The following is an 18,486-nucleotide window of genomic DNA, read 5'->3' as shown; positions in this document are numbered from 1 at the left end:
TATTTTGTATAAGTAAGCGAAACATCATTAGGTAACTTATTCTACGATTCCAACTTAAATCCCTTCTTCAAGTAACCTGCTTACTTTAGTTCAATAATAAAAGGCTTTACTCCTTCTTGAAGTAAAGCACGACGTTAGTTAAATAAGGTACACATAATTTAACACTAATAAATACAGCTATTTCTTTTTTAATAACTGAGCGTTATAAATCAGAAGTAATACTCCAATAAATAAAATTCCAGAGTAAAACTGATTATTATAGTCAAAAAATAGTTTGTAAATAACTACTGAGATTAAAATAACCCCTATATAACCTAATACGTTAGTTAATATATTTCTATATTTCTCTCCCATTTTAACAACTCCTTTTAGTTCTTCACTTCAACTAAACTGTGGCGTTAGTTCAATAAAAAAATAGGCTTCACTCCTTCTTGAAGTAAAGCACCCGTTAGTTGAATAAGAAGCACCTGCCCATTTATTACACATTATGGTCGAACTGTGACTTAAACTTATAAAAGTAGTCTTGATGTAACTTAAGAAGAAACTTCCTTCTTATGGTAAACTTAATGCATGAAAGAGAGGTCATAACATGTCACAGTTATTGTTTGTCTTTATTATTATCTTAGTTGGTATTCTTCTGATCAGTCGTTATAATAAATTACCTCACCCAATCATTACCTTTCTAACCGTATTTGCCATAATGTGTATTGTTTACGCAATACCATATATCTTTATGGTTATATTCTAATTACTTTTAGGACACTCTCTACTTTTACTTCGCAGTTTGTGTCAAATGCGACATAAAAACTCCCATTTTCTTCTTCAACTAGTCGAGTAGAAGGGAACCTCTCTACCTTACGGTAGATTGTGTTCCTCCCCCCTCACAGAACCGTGCTTGCGCTATTCACGCACACGGCTCCTCCTAGTCATCATTCACAAAATGTAGCCAATCTTCTTTCTTAAATCGTATATATTCACTTTAATTCTTGGTGAAGGTAACGGGTATTTATGAAGAAAGAGATTGAATTTATCCCAAGTAAAGGATTTTCTTTGACTTCTTCTGTTGAGCCATTTAAAGAGTAAATATTGAATTTTGTCTCTAAATTGGTAAACACTTTGAGTGTTATCCGTTATGCAATAGTAGTTGTAGTAACCTACAAGCGAGCGTTTAAATCTATCCATAATCATATGAATATCATTATTTCGGTTACTCTTTATCCATTCTTTCGATTCCTTCAGTTTAGCTTGTAGCTTCTTCCTACTTGTTTTCCGTTTCACACGAAAATTTCCCTGTTTACTCTTCCCACAATAGTGTGTGAAACCGAGAAAATCGAAGGTCGCAGGTTTTCTATTCCCCGTTTTTTTTGTATCTTTCTCCGCAAACCTCCCGAAGGGAATAATTTTGGTTTTATCCTCCGCTATTTCTAAGTTAAACTTCTGTAATCTTACCTTTAATGATTGAAAGAACACCTCAGCTTCGCTCTTATATTGGAAGCAACACACAAAATCATCTGCATATCTAACTATATATGCGTGGCCTTTACACTCTTTCCTGACCTTCTTCTCAAACCATAGGTCCAGAACATAATGGAGGTACAGATTGGCAAGTATCGGAGATATGACTCCACCTTGCGGTGTGCCTTTATCTGTCTTATATTTCTTGCCTTCCTCCATGTATCCACCTTTAAGAAACCTACCTATTATTCTTAGTAGGTTAGGGTCAGCAATTCGCAGTTTTAAGAACTCCATCATCCATATGTGATCAACGTTGTCAAAGAATCCTTTGATATCTACATCTACTACATAACTTACTGATTTCTTTTCAATATAATGGTTTAAAATCTTCAAAGCATCGTGGCAATTACGATTTGGGCGGAACCCAAAAGAGCAGTCTAGAAAATCATTTTCATAGATGGCATTTAGTATTTTTGTAACGCCTTTCTGTACAATCTTATCTTCATGTTCCGGTATCCCCAACGGTCTTTTCTTGCTGGAGTTAAGCTTAGGAATGTACATTCTCCTTACGGGAACAGGATGATAACTTTTACTTTTGAGCCTACTTACTAAGTCCACTATATTTTCCTCTAGTGTTTCACTGTATTGCTCTTTAGTTGTGCCATTAATCCCAGTTGCCTTCTTATTAAGTAATTCATGATGGCATTGAACTAGAGATTGCTTATTTAGTAAATGTGCAAGTGATGTAAATTTCATTCTCGGTTCAGATTTTGCTAATTCTGCTATCCTTAATAGTTTTGTTTCCATTTATTATCCCTACCTCCGCGTGTAGTAAATGTGTCCCTAGTAAGGGTGATAACTTGGTAGCAGCCTTTCCTCCATCGGCATTACCCAACTTCATTGGTACTACGCTGCTATCCGACTCCCTACAACGGCATTTGGCTTCCTTGCTTATTATCGCTTGTACACCATACTCTTCTAAAAAAAAAGAAAAGACCGGTAGGGTCTCCCGAGTTGCCGTATCATATCCATGTGTAACGTGCCAAGGTCTCTGACCCCAGAGAGGTTTTATCCTTTTTGCCATTAGCGAAGGATAAAATGTAGCTTTCTACCGCAGTTAAGGCATCAGCCCTCTCGATTTACTAACATTATGGAGCTCAATCCCTTCAACCAGTTGGCTTTCGGCCCGCCACCTAACTGTCTACGCTTAAAGGCTAATGTTACCATTAGCCCCCCAAGACTCGCTACGAGTGAATGGCTAGTTCTTTCTCGACGGGAATCCCACCCGCTATATGATACGACCTAGGCTCGGCCGCACAACTGCTTCGTTAGTTTAAGTGTAACATTTCACAAACAATACCTCCTCATGAAAAATCAACCCTTACCTTTAACATAACCAATTTATTTAATAAATTTATTTGTTATAGAATAAATAACCAAATAATAGACAATAAATATAGTATATTGGAGGTAATATTCATGATAATTAAAAAAAGTGAAGATAAAATAATTTATTGCTACTGCTGTCGCAAAAGGACTTTATTTATACGTAGAGATCTGCACAATAATAGTGGTGTAGAGAGTCATTGTAGTGAATGTTCATACGTTTGGTTTGAATGGCAAAATCGAGCAGTGGAGCGAGAAAAGGAAAAGTGGTTGGAGTTTAATGGCGGAGTAGTTAATAAATTGAAAGGTAACGAACAAGTTTATATACAATAACGACCATTTTCACTTTCATTTTCTTTGTTTTTCTTCCGTTTAGACATCAAAACAACTGTCTCCTTTAGGTTGCTATAATAAGTATATTAAATGATAGCCCATATATTAAAAAGCACGACCCAATAAAACTTGGGTCGTGCTTTGATTTGAATTATTCTATTGAAAATGTCAGTACCTTACTTTGTTGTCATTTAACAAAAATTGTATAGTACAAAAAAAGTTGAAACCTCTACTTCTTTTAAATTGCGGGTTCAAGGGCTATGAAGTTTTGCATAAATAAAAATAAAGTTGGAACCAATAATTTTCATTTAATTTCAATATTTTTAAAAAGTTTCTTCAGACAACTGAACTGGTTACTCGAATTTAACTTCTGCTTTCCTTATTTACTATTGACCTCTCTTAACGTTCTCCAAGTGCGCTGTATATCTTCAAAGGATTCTTTTAACTGAGTCACAAAAGGCTCTTTATCGATATTTTGGGTTAATTCTACTAATCGCATATTGCGTGGTTTTACTATTTTCCTGTTATTTTCGTGCTGCGGATAGACCGCCCAAACTTCTTGAATTGCTCTAAATGACCGCCAAATACCTGGAAACGAAATCGCATAGATGTGTTGCGAATAAAAATTATCTCGATAAGCTGTGAGTTGATCCATTACATCATTACGCTTCCTTGTATCCCAGATGTATCTTAATTGGATTTCAATGATAGTCTGAAACAATTTTAATACTCTATTATATTAGATAATATGAATGTTTCTAAATTTTAGAGGTGTTACTCCAGTGTATTTTTTGAAAACCTTTGAGAAATATTCGTCGTTGTTAAAACCAACTTCTCGCCCTACATCATTTATTTTAACTTTGGTTTCTGCTAACAAATGCTTCGCTTTGTCAATCCTCAACTCATTTAAATAGTAAACAAAGTTTTTCTGCAGTGCTTTTTTTATTATAATACTCAGATTGGCACTACTTTTATTGAATATTGAAGATAGATAATTCAAGTCTAATTCTGGATTTGTAAAATTTAATTCAATAAATTGAATTACTTCCTTTATAAACAAACTATCTATCGAAGAATCTTTTGACAGATTTAAAATTAAAGGTGTTACATAATTATTAATAATCGTCTCTATATCTTCGTTATTTAAATAGTTTTGAGAAGATAGATTTGCGATCTTCTTTAAAAGGTCAAAGTTACTTAAATCTTTGAAATTACTCATATATTGAATAAGAAATACAAGAATAATATCTGACTTTTGTTTCATATCCGTTGAATTCTTTATTTTAGAGAGCAACATCCTTATTTCATTAGGATTATTAAAATTAATAAATAAATCATTAAATTTTTTATATAATCCATTTTGCTTCGTGTGAATATCTTTAAGCAGAATTAAATCCTTAACAATTTTCGATATAGATTTAATATTTTCCTTATTTAAAGAAAAGCAATATCTACAAGAGCAATTTAACTTATTAATAGAATTTACAATGATGATCTCTTCATCAAATAAAGGGATAGAGTAAGAAATTGAATTATTAGGTAACTTAGAATCAGAATAAAATGAGTGTAGTGACACGTGAAAATTCTTATATTCTAGATCTTTTAAATTTCCTGTTATGTCATCCTTAAAATAGGTGTTGTTAATCATTTTCATTAAGAAACACTTATTTTCCTCATATATACTACTATGCTTATCATTTATATAAGATAAAACTATTTTCCTTAAAGAAAGGTAATCAACAGGTTTTAAAAGATAATCCTCTACTCCTAAATGGATAGCAGATCTTAAATAATTATAGTCATTATATCCAGAGAGAAATATAGTTTTGAAATCGAATTGTTCCTGAATAGAACGTACTGTATCAATACCATTTATTCCTGGAAGGTTTATATCAGATATAATTATATCAGGCGCAAAATCTTTAGTAGTATTAATCAATTCTTCTCCATTTGAAAAAGAGAATATATTCAATTCTTCACCGAAGTTCTTTTTAAAATAAAACACAAGACCATCACGTATAAAAGCTTCATCTTCTAGTATAAATAAATTCATAATTAGTTTAGCCCCTTGGTCTTGAAGTTTTAGATTAATTAAATTGGTAATAATACCGTAGTGACAAGGATTCCTTTATCCCTGAATTTCAGGTAGATTCCATAATCCTCTCCATAATGTAGTTGGATCCTTTTATTAACGTTATACAAACCTATCCCAGCCCCATCATCTTCTTTTTCACTATTTATAGAACTATTGATTTTACTAATATCTAATACATTATTAATGGTCTGGTTAGTGTAGATTTCAATAATTCTATGGGGATTTTTTTCTACAACAGATATATTTATTTCAAAATCTTTACTTATTGATTGATGTTTAAAGATATTTTCTACCAATGGCTGCAATGTAAACTTTAACATTTCCGAATCTACTATATACTCGTCTTCTATATGAACATTATATAAAATATTCGGAAATCTTATTTTCATAATATTGATATATTCTGAAATAATATAAAGTTCTTTATTTACCGTAGTGATATTTTTTCGATCTTCGGTATTATATCTAAATAAACTTGCCAGACCTCTACTCAATTTCGAGATCTCTTCTATGTCATTCATCATTGCTAACTGATTAATGTTTTCCAATGTGTTATATAAAAAGTGGGGGTTAATTTGATTTTGTAGATTTTCAAGCTTTGATTTATAATACACCATTGTTTGTTTATTATCTCTTTCGATTAAATAATTTATAGTTTCATATATCTCATTTTCAATTTTATAAAGCTCATCATAGAAAATTCTATTTGATTTAATATCTGATTTTAAAAGAATATTTTTACTTCGATAGTTTTTTATTATTTCGGTTAATAAATATAGCGTTGAACTGATTTTATTAGAATACAAATACATTACTGCTAATAATAAAAGTACAGATAAAACAATGACTATTATAATGTTTTTAGTGTTCTTTTTAATTCCATTTAATGCGTTTTTAGTAGGCTCAACGATTATGTAATATTTTTTTGCATTGACATTATAAGAATACATCAACACTCTATGAACATTGAGATATTCAATTTCATATGAATTAAATCGAGATTTATCTAAACCATTAAAGTACTCGGGATTATTTACAATATGACTATTATTAGTGAAATGAATTTCTTCTCTATTTTCACCCAAGATAATTATGTCTGAATATCCATCTAAACTTGATGTTAAAAACTCATGATACACTTTTTCGTTAAAGCTACCTTTAGATAAACTTAAACTTGAGTATAAATAATCTGTTTTCTCCAACGTTTCCAATTTATTTCTAATGTATAATTCCTTTTGTTGAGTTTCCGTCTGAACAATATAACCATACATGAAAATAATATAAGGTATTATAAAAACTAAGGTGGTTAAGATTATATATTTATATTTAATTGGTAAATATATATTCTCACCACCTAATATTATTTTAAGTTTCTTCTTCCCAGATTGATTGACCAGCTGCAACACCACCATCAATTACTAATTCGCTTCCTGTAATGTAGGAAGCTTTATCACTACTTAAGTAGTATACTAATTCTGCAATTTCTTCTGTATTACCCAGTCTTTTAAGCGGAACATATTTTGCTTGATCAATTGGCTCTTTATTTGATAGTTTCGCTGCATATTCAATCATTTGAGTATGAATATACCCGGGATGTATGGAATTCACTCTAACGTAAGGGGCATATTCCATAGCTGCATTCTTTGTAAGTGTCCTTACAGCACCTTTAGTTGCACCATATATACCTAATCCTTTGGCACCAAATAAAGCCGCATTAGAGGATGCATTGATAATAGATCCAGATTTTTGTTCATATAAAATAGGGGCAATATATTTCAGACCAAAAAAACAACCTTTGACATTAATATCAAACATATCATTGAATTCTTTCTCAGTAGTATCTCCTATACTATTCATTATAAATATACCAGCATTATTAAATAATGCTTTAATTTGATAGTTTTTTTCTAATATATATTTTTTAAGATTATCCCACATTTCTTCTTTTGTTACATCCAATTCAAAGAAAATAACTTTTTCCCCAAATTCAAATTCTAATTTTCTACCTATTTCGACGTTTATATCACATCCAATTACCATATAACCTTCACTTTGAAATTTGTTTAAAGTTGCCTTTCCGATTCCAGTTGCAGCTCCTGTAATAATCACGCATTCTTGCATTCAATCCCACCTTATAAGTTAATTTTTATTTGGCTCTACTTAGCAATCCAACCACCATCAATAACTAATTCACTACCGGTAACAAATTTAGCTTCATCGCTGGCTAAATAAAGTACACCATAAGCAACATCTTTAGGTTTTCCTAATGCAGGTAACGGTGTGATATCCTTCATCCAAACTGATTTTTCTTCATTTTCAAACAAGTCTCTCGTCATTTCAGTCTCTATCATTCCAGGATGTACCGAGTTTACCCGAATTCCATATTCAGCTAAATCTAGAGCGGACGCCTTTGTTAGACTTCGAATAGCACCTTTTGAGGCATGATAGGATGCGTAACCCTTTTCTCCAATAATTCCATATACAGAAGATATGTTAACAATGCTTCCAGACCTTTGTTTAATCATGATTTTTGAACATTTATTAATACCAAGGAAAGTTCCAGTTGAATTAACATCCATTACTAGTTCCCAGCCCTGTAAAGTTTCGTCCTGCACAGAAGCTCTAGATGGAACACCTGCATTATTAACCAGAATGTCAATACTTCCGAACTGTTCGACAGTTTTACTAATTACGTTTTCCCAGTCATTTTCTTTAGAAATATCATGATTAAGAACAATTAAATTGCCTTTATATTCTTTTTCCAAAGCTTTTAAATTTTCTAGGTTAATGTCTGTAGCTACTACCTTAGCACCTTCATCCAAAAATAAATTAGCTTCAGCCAAACCTTGCCCATTCCCTGCACCTGTAATAATTGCAACCTTGTCTTTTAATCTCATTAGGATCCCCCTTTATTCTGAAGATAATTTCTACCATAAAAATCGATCATAACTGCAATGATGATAATGGAACCCTTAAAGATTTGTTGCCAATAACTACTGATAGAAAGACTATCAAGTACGTTTGAAATCATAATTAATATACTGCCACCGATAAACGTTCTCCAAATTGCCCCTTGCCCCCCCGATAAAGAAGTTCCTCCAATAACAACCGCTGCAATAACATCCAGAGTGATAGAGGCACCAACATTGGCTTGCCCTTGAGCTAATCTGGAAGATAAAATAATTGCACTAACCGATGCGCATAAACCTGAAACCATATAAGTACTTAAAATTAGTCGATTTGTTTTTAAACCTGCTAGATGACTTGCTTCTTTGTTTCCTCCAACCGCATAAAGGGATTTACCGTATAATGTATAAGCTAACGCAACACCTAGGATTACGAATATTACGAACATTATTATGACAGATACGGGGATAACACCTATATAATTTGATCCAAAAAATTTATAATCTTGATTCTTCACAAAAAATGGTTGAGCATTGGAATAAACTAATGCAAATCCTGTGAAAACAGAACCTGTTCCTAACGTTGCAACAAATGGTGGAACCTTAAATTTTGTCACTAGAATCCCATTAATTAAACCTGACACTAAACCAACACATAATCCTACTAAGACTGCTACTAAGATAGATGAAGTATCAACTAAACTAGCAGCTACAACTGCTGTAGCGGCATAAATACCACCAACTGACATGTCTAAACCACCTGTAATCATGACGTAGGTCATACCTGCAGCCATAATTCCTATAATTGCAAGCTGGCTAAGCATATTGAAAATATTTGTTGGATTTAGAAAGCCCGAATATAAAAAGGACGATGTTAACATTAAAACAAGAAAAGCCACGACTACCCCATATTTTAAAGATAACGTTTTGAAGTTTAATTGTTTCAATTGGGATAGTTTGACTGATTCGGGTTGTAGGATATTATTAGCCATGTACTTCACTCCTTTCTAAAAATGCAGATTCGATGATTTTATTAACAGAAATATCCTTTCCTTCTAACTCATTCACAATCTCTCCTTGAGAGATAACTAGTATCCGGTTACTTACCGCTACGACTTCTTCCAATTCGGATGAAATGACAATAATACTAACGCCCTTTAATGCTAATTCCTTTAATTTTCTTAGCACATCAAGTTTTACACCTAAGTCAATTCCTCTTGTCGGCTCATCTACGATTAATATTTTTGGACTCACACTTGTCACTTTGGATAATAAAACTTTCTGTTGATTTCCACCTGAAAGGTTTTTCACACGTGATTCAATGGGTCTTGTAATTTTATAATCTTCTATAAACTCTCTTGCTAACTGTTTAGATTTCTTTTTGGAGAAGAATATAGCCTTCCCCGTTCTTGGAAGATCAATCATATTTACATTCTCATGGACTTCTAAGTCTAAATGGAGACCAATCTTCTTTCGATCCTCCGGAGCTAACAAAATTCCTCGTTTAATTGCTTCTCTAGGTGATTTGGGTAAATTAAACTCTTTGTTCTCCAAAATCATTTTACCTTGCACTTTCATTCCTAATCCATATAAAGTGCTTGCTATGGCAGATCTCCCGGATCCAACTAACCCACCTAATCCTAAAATTTCACCTTTTTTAATATGAAATGAAATATTCTTTAGAAAATCAAAGCTATACAAATTTTCAACCGCAAATAACACTTCGTCAAAAGGTTTTTGATGAGGATATTCGTAATCTAATAGTTTTTTAAAATCGCTGTCTACTTCTTCACCAAGCATGCTATGAACGATGCTTTCTTTCGTCCAGCCTTCAATTGTTGTATGTTCAATTACATTCCCACTGTTTAGAATTGTGAATGAATCACAAATATGCATGATTTCATTAAGATGATGACTGACATAAATAATTGTTATGCCCCTTTCTTTCAAACCTAACAATGTTTCTAAAAGTGCATCCCTTTCAGACTGTGCCAAAGATGATGTTGGTTCATCTAAAATTAAAATTTTCGAGTTTAAATTTAAGCAACGCATAATTTCGAGCGTTTGTTGCTCTGCAATTGATAGGCTGCTAGCCAGTGTATTAGGGGAAATTTTTGTATTTAACATTTCAGCAAGTTCGTTAAATCGATGGATTCTAAGCTTTTTATTTACAAAAAGTTTAGAATCTTTTTTAAAGCCAAGAAATACATTATCTAACGCTGTCATTTCTGGTATTATCGTTAACTCTTGAAAAATTGTAGCTATCCCTATTTCCCTAGACATATGAGGTTCTCCATAATGAAGTTCCCCATTGTCTATGAAAATTTGCCCTTCTGATGGAGCGATCCTGCCAGAAAGCATACCTATGAGTGTAGATTTCCCTGAACCGTTTTGTCCAATAAATGCATGACAATCGCCTTGGGGAATAGAGATATTAATGTTTTTATTTGCGTAAAAATCCCCAAACTTCTTTGACAAGTTCTTAATGAGGATAAAGTTTGAATCTCTACTCATAATATCCACCTCACATTAGTATTCAGGTAATCCTTTTGCTTCAAAATCTTTAATATTCTCCAGATTTACATAAGGTGTACCTGGAAGAATATCTTCTGTTGTTAAATCGTAGAATGTTGGTACTTCTTTGTCTTCAAAATGTAACTTTATTGCTTCCATACCACGTTGAACTTCTTCTTTCGGTAGCATGATTACTGTTTGTTGAATATCACCATTTCTAATTGCATTAAACGACCATTCATCGCCACCGAAGTCATAAATTTTGATTTTTCCTTTTTTACCAGCCGCATTCACTGCTTCTACAACTCCATTTGTCATCCCTGAATAGTTTGAAAAAATAACTTTTAAATCCGGATTCGCTTGAACCGTATTTTGAGCTACTTGAAATGCTTGGTTAGCTGTGTAGTCTGTAGAGAATGGGCCAACAATTTCCCATTTATCATTATTAGCAATAACTGATTCCATCCCTCTAATGTTATTTAGGTATGGTGTACCTGTAGATGGACCACCGATAACAGCAATTTTTCCTCCATCAGGATTGTTTTCATCAATATTTTTATAGATGTCTTCATATATATTTACACCTTGACCACCTACGAAAGTTAGTGTTCCTTCTGCTGCTTCATCAATTGCTCCACATAGTTCAATATTGATAGCAGATACCGCTATGCCCTTTGGTAGTACTTGGCTTTGTACGATATCACATAGTTGATTTCCATCTACCGCTTCGATTAAAAAGGCATCATATTTATCTTGTGCTACAGCATTTTGAACTTGATTTAATTGTGTTAATGGATCAAATCCCCCATCATAAACATCAACTTTCCATCCATAATCAGTAGCTACTTTTTCTACTTCTTGAATTCCTGTTTGTAAATAATTGTTACTTGCTCCGGCTGAGAAGTAAGCAACTGTGATATCTCCTTTACCCTCATCAGTAGACTCTTCTTGGTCATCGTTTTTTGCAGGTCCAGAAGTGTTTACAGTTTCACCGGTATTGCTACAAGCAGCCAATGCTAAAAGTACCATTGTTAGAAAAAATAATAAGGGTTTTCTCATTTCATCACCTCTTCATATTTTTGGAATAATGTTTTTCTTCTTAATCGATCATTATAAGTAGTGGCTACCCCGTTCTTTCTTCTATCATAAAGTGTATCAATGTTTAATGTCGTAACTAGTACATCTTCCTTATCCAGTTGGCTTTCAATAACTATTCCATCGGCTACCCATGGCGGCTCACATGGCGTAATAATAGAACATTTACCGAACCCCGGCTCTACCGGCCCTTCTATACTTCCAATAATCGGGGAATGAACTACGTAAACTTGATTTTCGATAGCTCTCGATTCCGCACAATGTCGAACTCTCCAGAAACCATGTTCCGTAAACGTATAAGAAGGACAGAAAATAATTTCAGCACCTTTTCTACTATAAATAGTGGAAATCTCTGGGATTTCAATTTCATAACATGTCGCCACTGCAATTTTTGCTGGTCCGATACCAAACACTTCTAACACATCGCCTTCTTTCGCGTTCCATTCTGCTTCAGCAGGGAAAATATGTGTCTTTCTATGTTTAACATAACTTCCTTTCCCATTAAAAATGTAGGCAGTGTTATAGTATTGTTCGCCCTCTTTTTCAACCGTCGATCCAGCAATAATTACTTGTTTTCTTTCAGTTGAAATAGAATTAAATAATGTAATGTAATCTTCAAGATATATGTGCAATTTATCATTATCTGCACTCGTAAAGTTTTCGTACCCATCAAATGTTGTTAACAATCCAATTGTCATTAATTCCGGAAACAATACATAATCACAATCTTTTGGTACATTTTCAAAGATTCCTAGAATTTGATTCTCAAAATCAATAAAACTCTCATACTTTTTAAACGGAAATTGAACATTTGCAATTTTTACATCCATCTAATTCACCTCCGAATTAATTTTCGTAGTAAGCTTTGCTGATATTTTCTAAAGTCGTAAACCATGCGCCTTTTTCTTTCATGTAAATGATTAAGTTTTCAAGCATTTGAATATTATGTGCTCGCCCTATTGTCTGTGGATGAACCGTTAATGCGTAACAAGAACCTTCTAAATTATTTACAGCGTAATCAAAAATGGATTTCCAACGCTCGTATACTTCTGTATTAGATCTCATACCTTCTCCGCCACCAATAACGTATTCTTGTGTAGGGAAATCATCTAGATACCATGAAACTGGGATTTCAATAACATCACTTGGGTCCCCAAATTTATTCCCTTTATCAAAATCCACTTCCACTTCACGTGGGCGATAAGGATGTAAGTCATTCCCCATTAAACTACTATCATATTTAAAATTGTGCTTTTCTAATAGTTTCAAAGTATTTGGACTGTAATCCCAAGCTGGTGAGCGATAACCCACCGGAGTTACACCTACTCTTTTTAATGCCTCTAGTCCCTTTAATAAAATAGCTTCTTCTTCTTCAAATGACATGTCTGTTGGGTTTTCGTGTGCATACCCATGATGACAGATTTCATGTTTATCACTAATTATTCTTTTAACCACTTCTGTATGAGTATCTACAGTATGGCCAGGGATACAAAATGTAGTTTGGATATCATACTTTTTAAAAAGATTTAGAAGTCTTGGTACACCTACTTCAGCTCCAAATTCCCCTCTAGCTAAATATGCAGGTGATATTTTATTAAATGTTCCATACCATACCGAAGCAGCATCAAAGTCTACCCCAATATTTACAGCTACACTTTTTCCTTCCGGGATTTTTACTTTTCCATTTGTTTGCATACTAATTACCTCCTCGTTTTTTACGAGTATACAATATTCTTATTCTTCTGAAAATTGCACTTTTTTAAAGAAAAGATGTTTTTCAAAAGTAGATGTTTGCAATTTCACTTCAAAAACGATATAGATCAAAAAGTTTAGGGTAATGAAAATAATTATTCAATTAAAACACTCCATTAACGTCCTTTATTATATTTTTCACTTTTTTCTTGCATTAATTTAATTTAATCGTAAGCAACAAATACTCCCCGCCTGTAAATCAGAAGGGGAGTAATTAGTTACTTTGTTAAAATCGTAAGCACAAAATAATGATCAACTAGTCAAACATGTGGGCATTTTCCTATCTTATAATTAATATTTTTAGGTATTGCGATATTCTGTAGGAATGGTTCATGACCATTGTAGAGACAGCTGAAGAAAATGACCTTAACCCGCTCAACTATCTAATTTCTTACATTATTAAATAATACCTTGGATACACTAAAATTGTACAATTCCATACGTATGTTCTTAAAATGTTTACTATGATATAATTAAGTTCTTCAAAGGCGATTAGTGCATGTTGATTAAAAGTACATCCATCATTAAAATCCCATCTAAATTTAAATAGATGGGATTTTTATTGACTGTTTTCGTTTAAAGTTAAGATTCATTAGGTGGACAATTGTAAGTCACAATCCCATATTCGATCAAGCTATTTTCTATATTTGTTTAGAGCTTTTTGAAAAATAATCTATTATTAAATATGACCACTAGATTTTCTTATACCATTATTTAAAAATGAATATTATTTCATTCAGGTTTTGGCGCCAATCGATCGCGGGTTCAATACCGTCAATTGGCTGCATGATAGGGTGTTTTATTCCTGTCTCAAAAATTATAGTCAGTGCCCTCCACCCAACAAGGTTTTTTTATATTATGACTCAAAAGCTGTTTTATCTGGAAATATACCATTTTCTCTTACAAGGCAAACTGCCAATCTTTGAGCAGCTCGATCAAAATAAAACTTAGAGGGAATATTTTGATCAGGTAAACTTTCTAACTCTGAAAACTTTCTGGTTATTTTATTTAACTCAATTTTACCCATAATCTCTTCATTAGGTCCAAATTTGTAAACTACAGTTTCATCATCTTCATATTCCTTTAATAGTAAAACATACGAAGCCATTTTTACTCCTCCTCTGCTGGATACCACGGAAGCCCAGATTCAACTGTTTTATCGTGTGCGGTACAGTAATCTGTTTTGAATATTCCTTCAAATTTTGATTCAAAAAGTTCATGATTCAGTAAATCAATATCATTCTTGTTATAAGTACCTTTTTGAAACCTATCCCATGCTTGTTCAATTTGAGAATCTGATTCAAAGCGTCCGATTCCATGTTCTTTTATGTGCTCTTTTATAAATAAATGCTCTTTTATACTTTGTACTCGCTGTTCGGTCATTCTAGTACTCTTAGCAATAGACTGGACATCAGTTTTGGATTTTCTAAAGGATTCATACATCTATTCTGCTTTATCAAGTTGCTTTAGATATTCATCAACTGAAAGTTCCCTGCCCCCAGTTTGAACTTTATCAGTACGATTAGAGATTCCTTCACCAGTCTTACCAATACCAATATTTCTTTTACTTTAGTCACATTTTCATTTCATCTATTTCTGTACCATCCACTGTAGTATTTCTAGATTTTAAACACTCATTATAAGTCTTCCGGATTTATAGGAGTTATCTCTTCAAATAGCTTAACCTCACCTTTTGATACCCAACCAAGCCAGGAATCTCTATCTATTCTTGGCAGATTTAGATTACTTCCCACTAGTAAAGCACCAGTGGCAACTTGATATTTGTTTTCTTTTTCTTGTAGAATTTGGACTTTCTCCCCTTTAATAATTCCAAAAGGAGTAACACTTACACAATCCACTAATTCGTTCGGTTTCACTATCTTAGTGTAAACTCCACTTTGGTAAGTATCTTCAAATGTTGAATCTGTTTTTTCTTTCTTGTCAGTCATGATTTTTAAATTATTATCCATATCAACAGTTATTCTAAACTCTACTCCCTTATAAATTCCATATAAACCCTTTTTCAACATATTATTCACCTCATTAATCTTCTGAAATAAATTCTCTACCGTTAAATATTGATATAACCTTATTACCTTTTTCAATAATATAGTGTGCATTAGTTTCGCTTGGATCAAACAAGACTCTAACATCTATATAAGAATATAAAGTTCTTCTTTAATTTTACTAAGTCTTTTATTTATATTTTTGGAATCGCTCGTTTAATCAGGTCTAACGTAAAACTAATCTAATCCAGATTTTGGCATATATAACCTATTTATAAAATAGTGTATATCTTCCACTTTATTATTTATATCATATTCTTTATCATCGATGATTGATAGAATATTTATTATTTGATTGCTATGAAGATGACTGTTACTATGTCCATATTTCATTAAAACTTCTAATAATTATTTCAATAATAATGATATTTTGTTGAGCTGAACTGTTTCTTTCATTTATTTCCCTCATTTCAAAGGTAACTTATTTAATATTTCTAAATTATCTATATCCCAGGGTTTTTGAACAAACGTTTGGATATTATTTTGTCCTCCCAAATAAATACCACCTTGATACCCAACTGGACCAGTATAAACAGTTGTACCTTCTAGTATTTTTATTTCATAAACCGCTTCAAGAGGAGAAGTCACTTCCAAAACACCCGTTTTAAGATTTATCCATTGTAGTTTAACAGAAGAATCAATTCTGACCTGTGCTACAGAAACAGGAGCTTCTTCAGTAAACCACTATCCATAAGGGTTATCATTTGTACCAGCTCTATAAAATACACTTGTAAAGTTAGAAGCAGGATTATTGCCTAGTTCAGCAAGTGGTCCAGGAATAAATCCCTGTCATAACAACTACTAAGATTATTCTCACAAGGATTTCCATATTTTTAATGGTTGAGGTTTAGTGAGATTTAGACTTCAGCTGGTGGTAAGGTAATGAACACAACCATGCTTAATAGCCACCTTTAAAAACATTAATTCAGAAGTCTATTATGTGCACTTAATACTAATTCATAAAAAAAATCAAACGCCTCATTCTCACTACCAGTTTCTTTAATTATATAGTGACCTCCACGTTCTTTTGTTTTATAAACTTTCCACATACCTTGATCAAATGCACATCCAATTACAAGCGGAGCATTTGATATCTTATCCAGTATAATAATGTATTCACCTAATTTTAGTTTTTCAGATTCAAATTTATTTAGAAACTCTTGCTTTGTCACGTTATTATCCCCTAGTATTTCGGAATGCTTCCGATTTTTTCTAACATTTCAGCATTTAATGGTGTTACAATTTACTCTACTCTACTCTGCTCTCCATCCATTAATATCTTTCTCCTGAAAAACCCTACTTCCACGGAACAGCAGTATCTTTCAAACCATATGTGGCATCAGTATTTCCAATTACTTTTTTCACATTATCTTGAAAATCGTGGTAATGGCCTGAAAATCAATAAAATCCAAGTTAGAAATTGGATTCTGCGCATTAGTCCTTACAATTTTATTCAACTCTTCAATACTTCCACTTTTTTTGGTATCAATAGCATTAAAATAGGATTCATTATCAAAAATTCCTTCATACCTTGAAGTTGTTTTTTTAAATAACCAATTTAGAAGTCAAGGTTGAGCTATGGTCTGTTTAAAATGGATATCTGATACTCCAGACTTAAACATTCCCTCTAGATTGTTAAGGCAAGTTTCCATAGTCTGTATATCCTGTTCAATAGTGGTTGGATCAAAAAACCTAGAAACATTGACATATCAATGTTTCTAGGTTTTTTCTTCTAGTTAGACAAAATTGTAAGTAGATTTTATTGAAGCTTAAATCAAATTTCATATCTAGAAATCACCTTATTACTTTATCATCAATTACAGTAACCAAATGGGAAAATAGGAATGTTCATGTTTGAACTAAAATTGTCTAAAATACATTTCAATTTGATTACTCGGTACTACTTTTCTTTCTTTCGGAAATTTGTTGAATTCCAATACTGGCTCTATAACCTCTACTAATGCATCAATCTCATCAATACTAACTTGTTTCTTAAAAACAAACTGTTCTACTTTTATAAAACCGTTACTTTCATAATCTTCGTAATCACTACTAAACAAAGTAAGTTCCCCACTATTAATCACCAGTTCTCCAGTCGAAAAAGGATCATATTCTTTTCCTTTGTAAATTATCTTATATTTCAATTCAAATAATAAATCAATCTCATCTAAGGTTACTTCTTTAATAAAGATATCAGAGTGAATAATTCCACCTAGATCAATTAGCTCTTTAAATCCACTTTCATGCTCTTTACTCTTTAATCTGAACTTATCATTACGAATATTTACTGGATAATTTTTATTATTGTAAGTGGAATATTTACCCATTTAATATCTCCCTATTAAAATTCTCCCCATGACTCTATAGTTACATTAAAACCTTGACTAAGTTTTAATGTAACTTATAAGTGATCTTGTAGTTTTTTCCTCACTATATGCGTCTCCAGATCTGCTAATCTAACAGGTATAGGTAACCGACTTTCTTTATTAATCAATCTCATGACAATTTCAGTACTTGTCTCTAAATCAATCCAATTACCACATGAAATAGGTTTTACATTTTTCGTTGTTCTTAAAGTTCGACCAAATATTTCATTATTTATAATTATATCTGTATAGGATCCCTCTTGATTATCAGCATAGTAAAATCTACATCATTAATCTTCAAATAACTTTTTGCTACACCAATTGTTGGTTTATCTAAATAAAAAGAAGCATGTGTGGCAATACCCATGTGTCGATAATGTAAGTATCCATTCCCATCAAACAAATAAATATCTGGTTGCTTATTGAGTTCTTTTGCGGCCTCCTTAATCAAAGGCAACTCACGAAATGCAAGAAAACCTGAAATATAACTAGCTCTCTCAGAGCTGGCTCTATCTATG

At 32.5% G+C, this 18,486-nt stretch carries 19 protein-coding genes and 1 pseudogene; 1 reads left to right on the top strand and 19 read right to left on the bottom strand.

What is annotated here, in order from left to right:
* Positions 1-177 precede the first annotated feature (177 nt).
* Both MKX39_RS06900 and ltrA read right to left on the bottom strand, forming a co-directional pair.
* Positions 178-354: a hypothetical protein gene (locus tag MKX39_RS06900; protein WP_340768889.1), complete on the bottom strand. Its 177-nt coding sequence runs from the start codon at positions 352-354 to the stop codon at positions 178-180.
* Positions 355-933: 579 nt separating this feature from the next.
* Entirely contained in the window at positions 934-2,262 is a 1,329-nt protein-coding gene (ltrA, locus tag MKX39_RS06895) for a group II intron reverse transcriptase/maturase (RefSeq protein ID WP_340768888.1), read from the bottom strand.
* A gap of 672 nt (positions 2,263-2,934) precedes the next feature.
* On the opposite strand from ltrA, the gene MKX39_RS06890 reads away from it, so the two are divergent.
* Complete coding sequence (locus MKX39_RS06890; RefSeq protein ID WP_340768887.1) at positions 2,935-3,174, top strand: hypothetical protein; 240 nt, start codon at positions 2,935-2,937, stop codon at positions 3,172-3,174.
* Between the two features lie 379 nt (positions 3,175-3,553).
* On the opposite strand, the gene MKX39_RS06885 is transcribed toward MKX39_RS06890, so the two are convergent.
* The 17 genes and pseudogenes from MKX39_RS06885 to MKX39_RS06805 form a co-directional block, all read right to left on the bottom strand.
* On the bottom strand, positions 3,554-3,895 hold the full coding sequence (locus MKX39_RS06885; protein ID WP_340768886.1) for a hypothetical protein: 342 nt from the start codon (positions 3,893-3,895) through the stop codon (positions 3,554-3,556).
* Positions 3,896-3,913: 18 nt separating this feature from the next.
* Positions 3,914-5,227: a response regulator transcription factor gene (locus tag MKX39_RS06880; protein ID WP_340768885.1), complete on the bottom strand. Its 1,314-nt coding sequence runs from the start codon at positions 5,225-5,227 to the stop codon at positions 3,914-3,916.
* Positions 5,228-5,265: 38 nt separating this feature from the next.
* Positions 5,266-6,681 (bottom strand): sensor histidine kinase, encoded by a 1,416-nt coding sequence (locus MKX39_RS06875; RefSeq protein ID WP_340771364.1) that lies wholly within the window; start codon positions 6,679-6,681, stop codon positions 5,266-5,268.
* Complete coding sequence (locus tag MKX39_RS06870) at positions 6,635-7,390, bottom strand: SDR family NAD(P)-dependent oxidoreductase (RefSeq protein WP_340768883.1); 756 nt, start codon at positions 7,388-7,390, stop codon at positions 6,635-6,637. The genes MKX39_RS06875 and MKX39_RS06870 overlap by 47 nt, the downstream gene beginning before the upstream one ends.
* 35 nt (positions 7,391-7,425) lie before the next feature.
* Positions 7,426-8,166, bottom strand: coding sequence for an SDR family NAD(P)-dependent oxidoreductase (locus MKX39_RS06865; protein ID WP_340768882.1), 741 nt, complete (start codon positions 8,164-8,166; stop codon positions 7,426-7,428).
* Entirely contained in the window at positions 8,166-9,167 is a 1,002-nt protein-coding gene (locus MKX39_RS06860; protein ID WP_340768881.1) for an ABC transporter permease, read from the bottom strand. Before MKX39_RS06860 ends, MKX39_RS06865 begins: the two co-directional genes overlap by 1 nt.
* Positions 9,160-10,689: a sugar ABC transporter ATP-binding protein gene (locus MKX39_RS06855; RefSeq protein WP_340768880.1), complete on the bottom strand. Its 1,530-nt coding sequence runs from the start codon at positions 10,687-10,689 to the stop codon at positions 9,160-9,162. Before MKX39_RS06855 ends, MKX39_RS06860 begins: the two co-directional genes overlap by 8 nt.
* Before the next feature lie 15 nt (positions 10,690-10,704).
* Positions 10,705-11,748 (bottom strand): sugar ABC transporter substrate-binding protein, encoded by a 1,044-nt coding sequence (locus tag MKX39_RS06850; protein ID WP_340768879.1) that lies wholly within the window; start codon positions 11,746-11,748, stop codon positions 10,705-10,707.
* The gene (locus MKX39_RS06845; RefSeq protein ID WP_340768877.1) at positions 11,745-12,614 is read right to left on the bottom strand and encodes a nitrilase-related carbon-nitrogen hydrolase; all 870 of its coding nucleotides are present in this window, start codon (positions 12,612-12,614) and stop codon (positions 11,745-11,747) included. Before MKX39_RS06845 ends, MKX39_RS06850 begins: the two co-directional genes overlap by 4 nt.
* A gap of 16 nt (positions 12,615-12,630) precedes the next feature.
* A complete protein-coding gene (locus MKX39_RS06840) occupies positions 12,631-13,479 on the bottom strand; it encodes a polysaccharide deacetylase family protein (RefSeq protein WP_340768875.1) in 849 nt (282 codons plus the stop codon).
* Positions 13,480-14,392: 913 nt separating this feature from the next.
* Complete coding sequence (locus MKX39_RS06835) at positions 14,393-14,644, bottom strand: hypothetical protein (protein WP_251553862.1); 252 nt, start codon at positions 14,642-14,644, stop codon at positions 14,393-14,395.
* Positions 14,645-14,646: 2 nt separating this feature from the next.
* A complete protein-coding gene (locus MKX39_RS06830; protein WP_340768873.1) occupies positions 14,647-14,919 on the bottom strand; it encodes a hypothetical protein in 273 nt (90 codons plus the stop codon).
* Positions 14,920-15,173: 254 nt separating this feature from the next.
* A complete protein-coding gene (locus tag MKX39_RS06825; RefSeq protein ID WP_340768872.1) occupies positions 15,174-15,566 on the bottom strand; it encodes a hypothetical protein in 393 nt (130 codons plus the stop codon).
* A gap of 441 nt (positions 15,567-16,007) precedes the next feature.
* Positions 16,008-16,190 carry a hypothetical protein gene (locus tag MKX39_RS06820; RefSeq protein WP_340768871.1) on the bottom strand — a complete coding sequence of 61 codons (183 nt, stop codon included), beginning with the start codon at positions 16,188-16,190 and terminating at the stop codon, positions 16,008-16,010.
* A gap of 332 nt (positions 16,191-16,522) precedes the next feature.
* Positions 16,523-16,774 (bottom strand): hypothetical protein, encoded by a 252-nt coding sequence (locus tag MKX39_RS06815; RefSeq protein WP_340768870.1) that lies wholly within the window; start codon positions 16,772-16,774, stop codon positions 16,523-16,525.
* 687 nt (positions 16,775-17,461) lie between these two features.
* On the bottom strand, positions 17,462-17,929 hold the full coding sequence (locus tag MKX39_RS06810) for a hypothetical protein (RefSeq protein ID WP_340768869.1): 468 nt from the start codon (positions 17,927-17,929) through the stop codon (positions 17,462-17,464).
* 74 nt (positions 17,930-18,003) lie between these two features.
* Positions 18,004-18,455: pseudogene (locus MKX39_RS06805) on the bottom strand (endonuclease V); the annotation flags it as partial.
* Positions 18,456-18,486: the final 31 nt, after the last annotated feature.

It is taken from the genome of Psychrobacillus sp. FSL K6-1464 (genome assembly GCF_038003145.1).
GTDB classification, from domain to species: Bacteria; Bacillota; Bacilli; order Bacillales_A; family Planococcaceae; genus Psychrobacillus; species Psychrobacillus psychrotolerans.
This window is presented reverse-complemented; position numbering and strand designations above follow the sequence as displayed.

What these genes read in the sequence shown, in the direction of transcription:
- MKX39_RS06870 (WP_340768883.1), bottom strand. Translation starts at nt 7,390, where the DNA reads ATGCAAGAATGCGTGATTATTACAGGAGCTGCAACTGGAATCGGAAAG.
- MKX39_RS06855 (WP_340768880.1), bottom strand. Translation starts at nt 10,689, where the DNA reads ATGAGTAGAGATTCAAACTTTATCCTCATTAAGAACTTGTCAAAGAAG.
- MKX39_RS06845 (WP_340768877.1), bottom strand. Translation starts at nt 12,614, where the DNA reads ATGGATGTAAAAATTGCAAATGTTCAATTTCCGTTTAAAAAGTATGAG.
- MKX39_RS06890 (WP_340768887.1), top strand. Translation starts at nt 2,935, where the DNA reads ATGATAATTAAAAAAAGTGAAGATAAAATAATTTATTGCTACTGCTGT.
- MKX39_RS06840 (WP_340768875.1), bottom strand. Translation starts at nt 13,479, where the DNA reads ATGCAAACAAATGGAAAAGTAAAAATCCCGGAAGGAAAAAGTGTAGCT.
- MKX39_RS06880 (WP_340768885.1), bottom strand. Translation starts at nt 5,227, where the DNA reads ATGAATTTATTTATACTAGAAGATGAAGCTTTTATACGTGATGGTCTT.
- MKX39_RS06850 (WP_340768879.1), bottom strand. Translation starts at nt 11,748, where the DNA reads ATGAGAAAACCCTTATTATTTTTTCTAACAATGGTACTTTTAGCATTG.
- MKX39_RS06810 (WP_340768869.1), bottom strand. Translation starts at nt 17,929, where the DNA reads ATGGGTAAATATTCCACTTACAATAATAAAAATTATCCAGTAAATATT.
- MKX39_RS06830 (WP_340768873.1), bottom strand. Translation starts at nt 14,919, where the DNA reads ATGACCGAACAGCGAGTACAAAGTATAAAAGAGCATTTATTTATAAAA.
- ltrA (WP_340768888.1), bottom strand. Translation starts at nt 2,262, where the DNA reads ATGGAAACAAAACTATTAAGGATAGCAGAATTAGCAAAATCTGAACCG.
- MKX39_RS06825 (WP_340768872.1), bottom strand. Translation starts at nt 15,566, where the DNA reads ATGTTGAAAAAGGGTTTATATGGAATTTATAAGGGAGTAGAGTTTAGA.
- MKX39_RS06835 (WP_251553862.1), bottom strand. Translation starts at nt 14,644, where the DNA reads ATGGCTTCGTATGTTTTACTATTAAAGGAATATGAAGATGATGAAACT.
- MKX39_RS06875 (WP_340771364.1), bottom strand. Translation starts at nt 6,681, where the DNA reads ATGGTGGTGTTGCAGCTGGTCAATCAATCTGGGAAGAAGAAACTTAAA.
- MKX39_RS06860 (WP_340768881.1), bottom strand. Translation starts at nt 9,167, where the DNA reads ATGGCTAATAATATCCTACAACCCGAATCAGTCAAACTATCCCAATTG.
- MKX39_RS06865 (WP_340768882.1), bottom strand. Translation starts at nt 8,166, where the DNA reads ATGAGATTAAAAGACAAGGTTGCAATTATTACAGGTGCAGGGAATGGG.
- MKX39_RS06900 (WP_340768889.1), bottom strand. Translation starts at nt 354, where the DNA reads ATGGGAGAGAAATATAGAAATATATTAACTAACGTATTAGGTTATATA.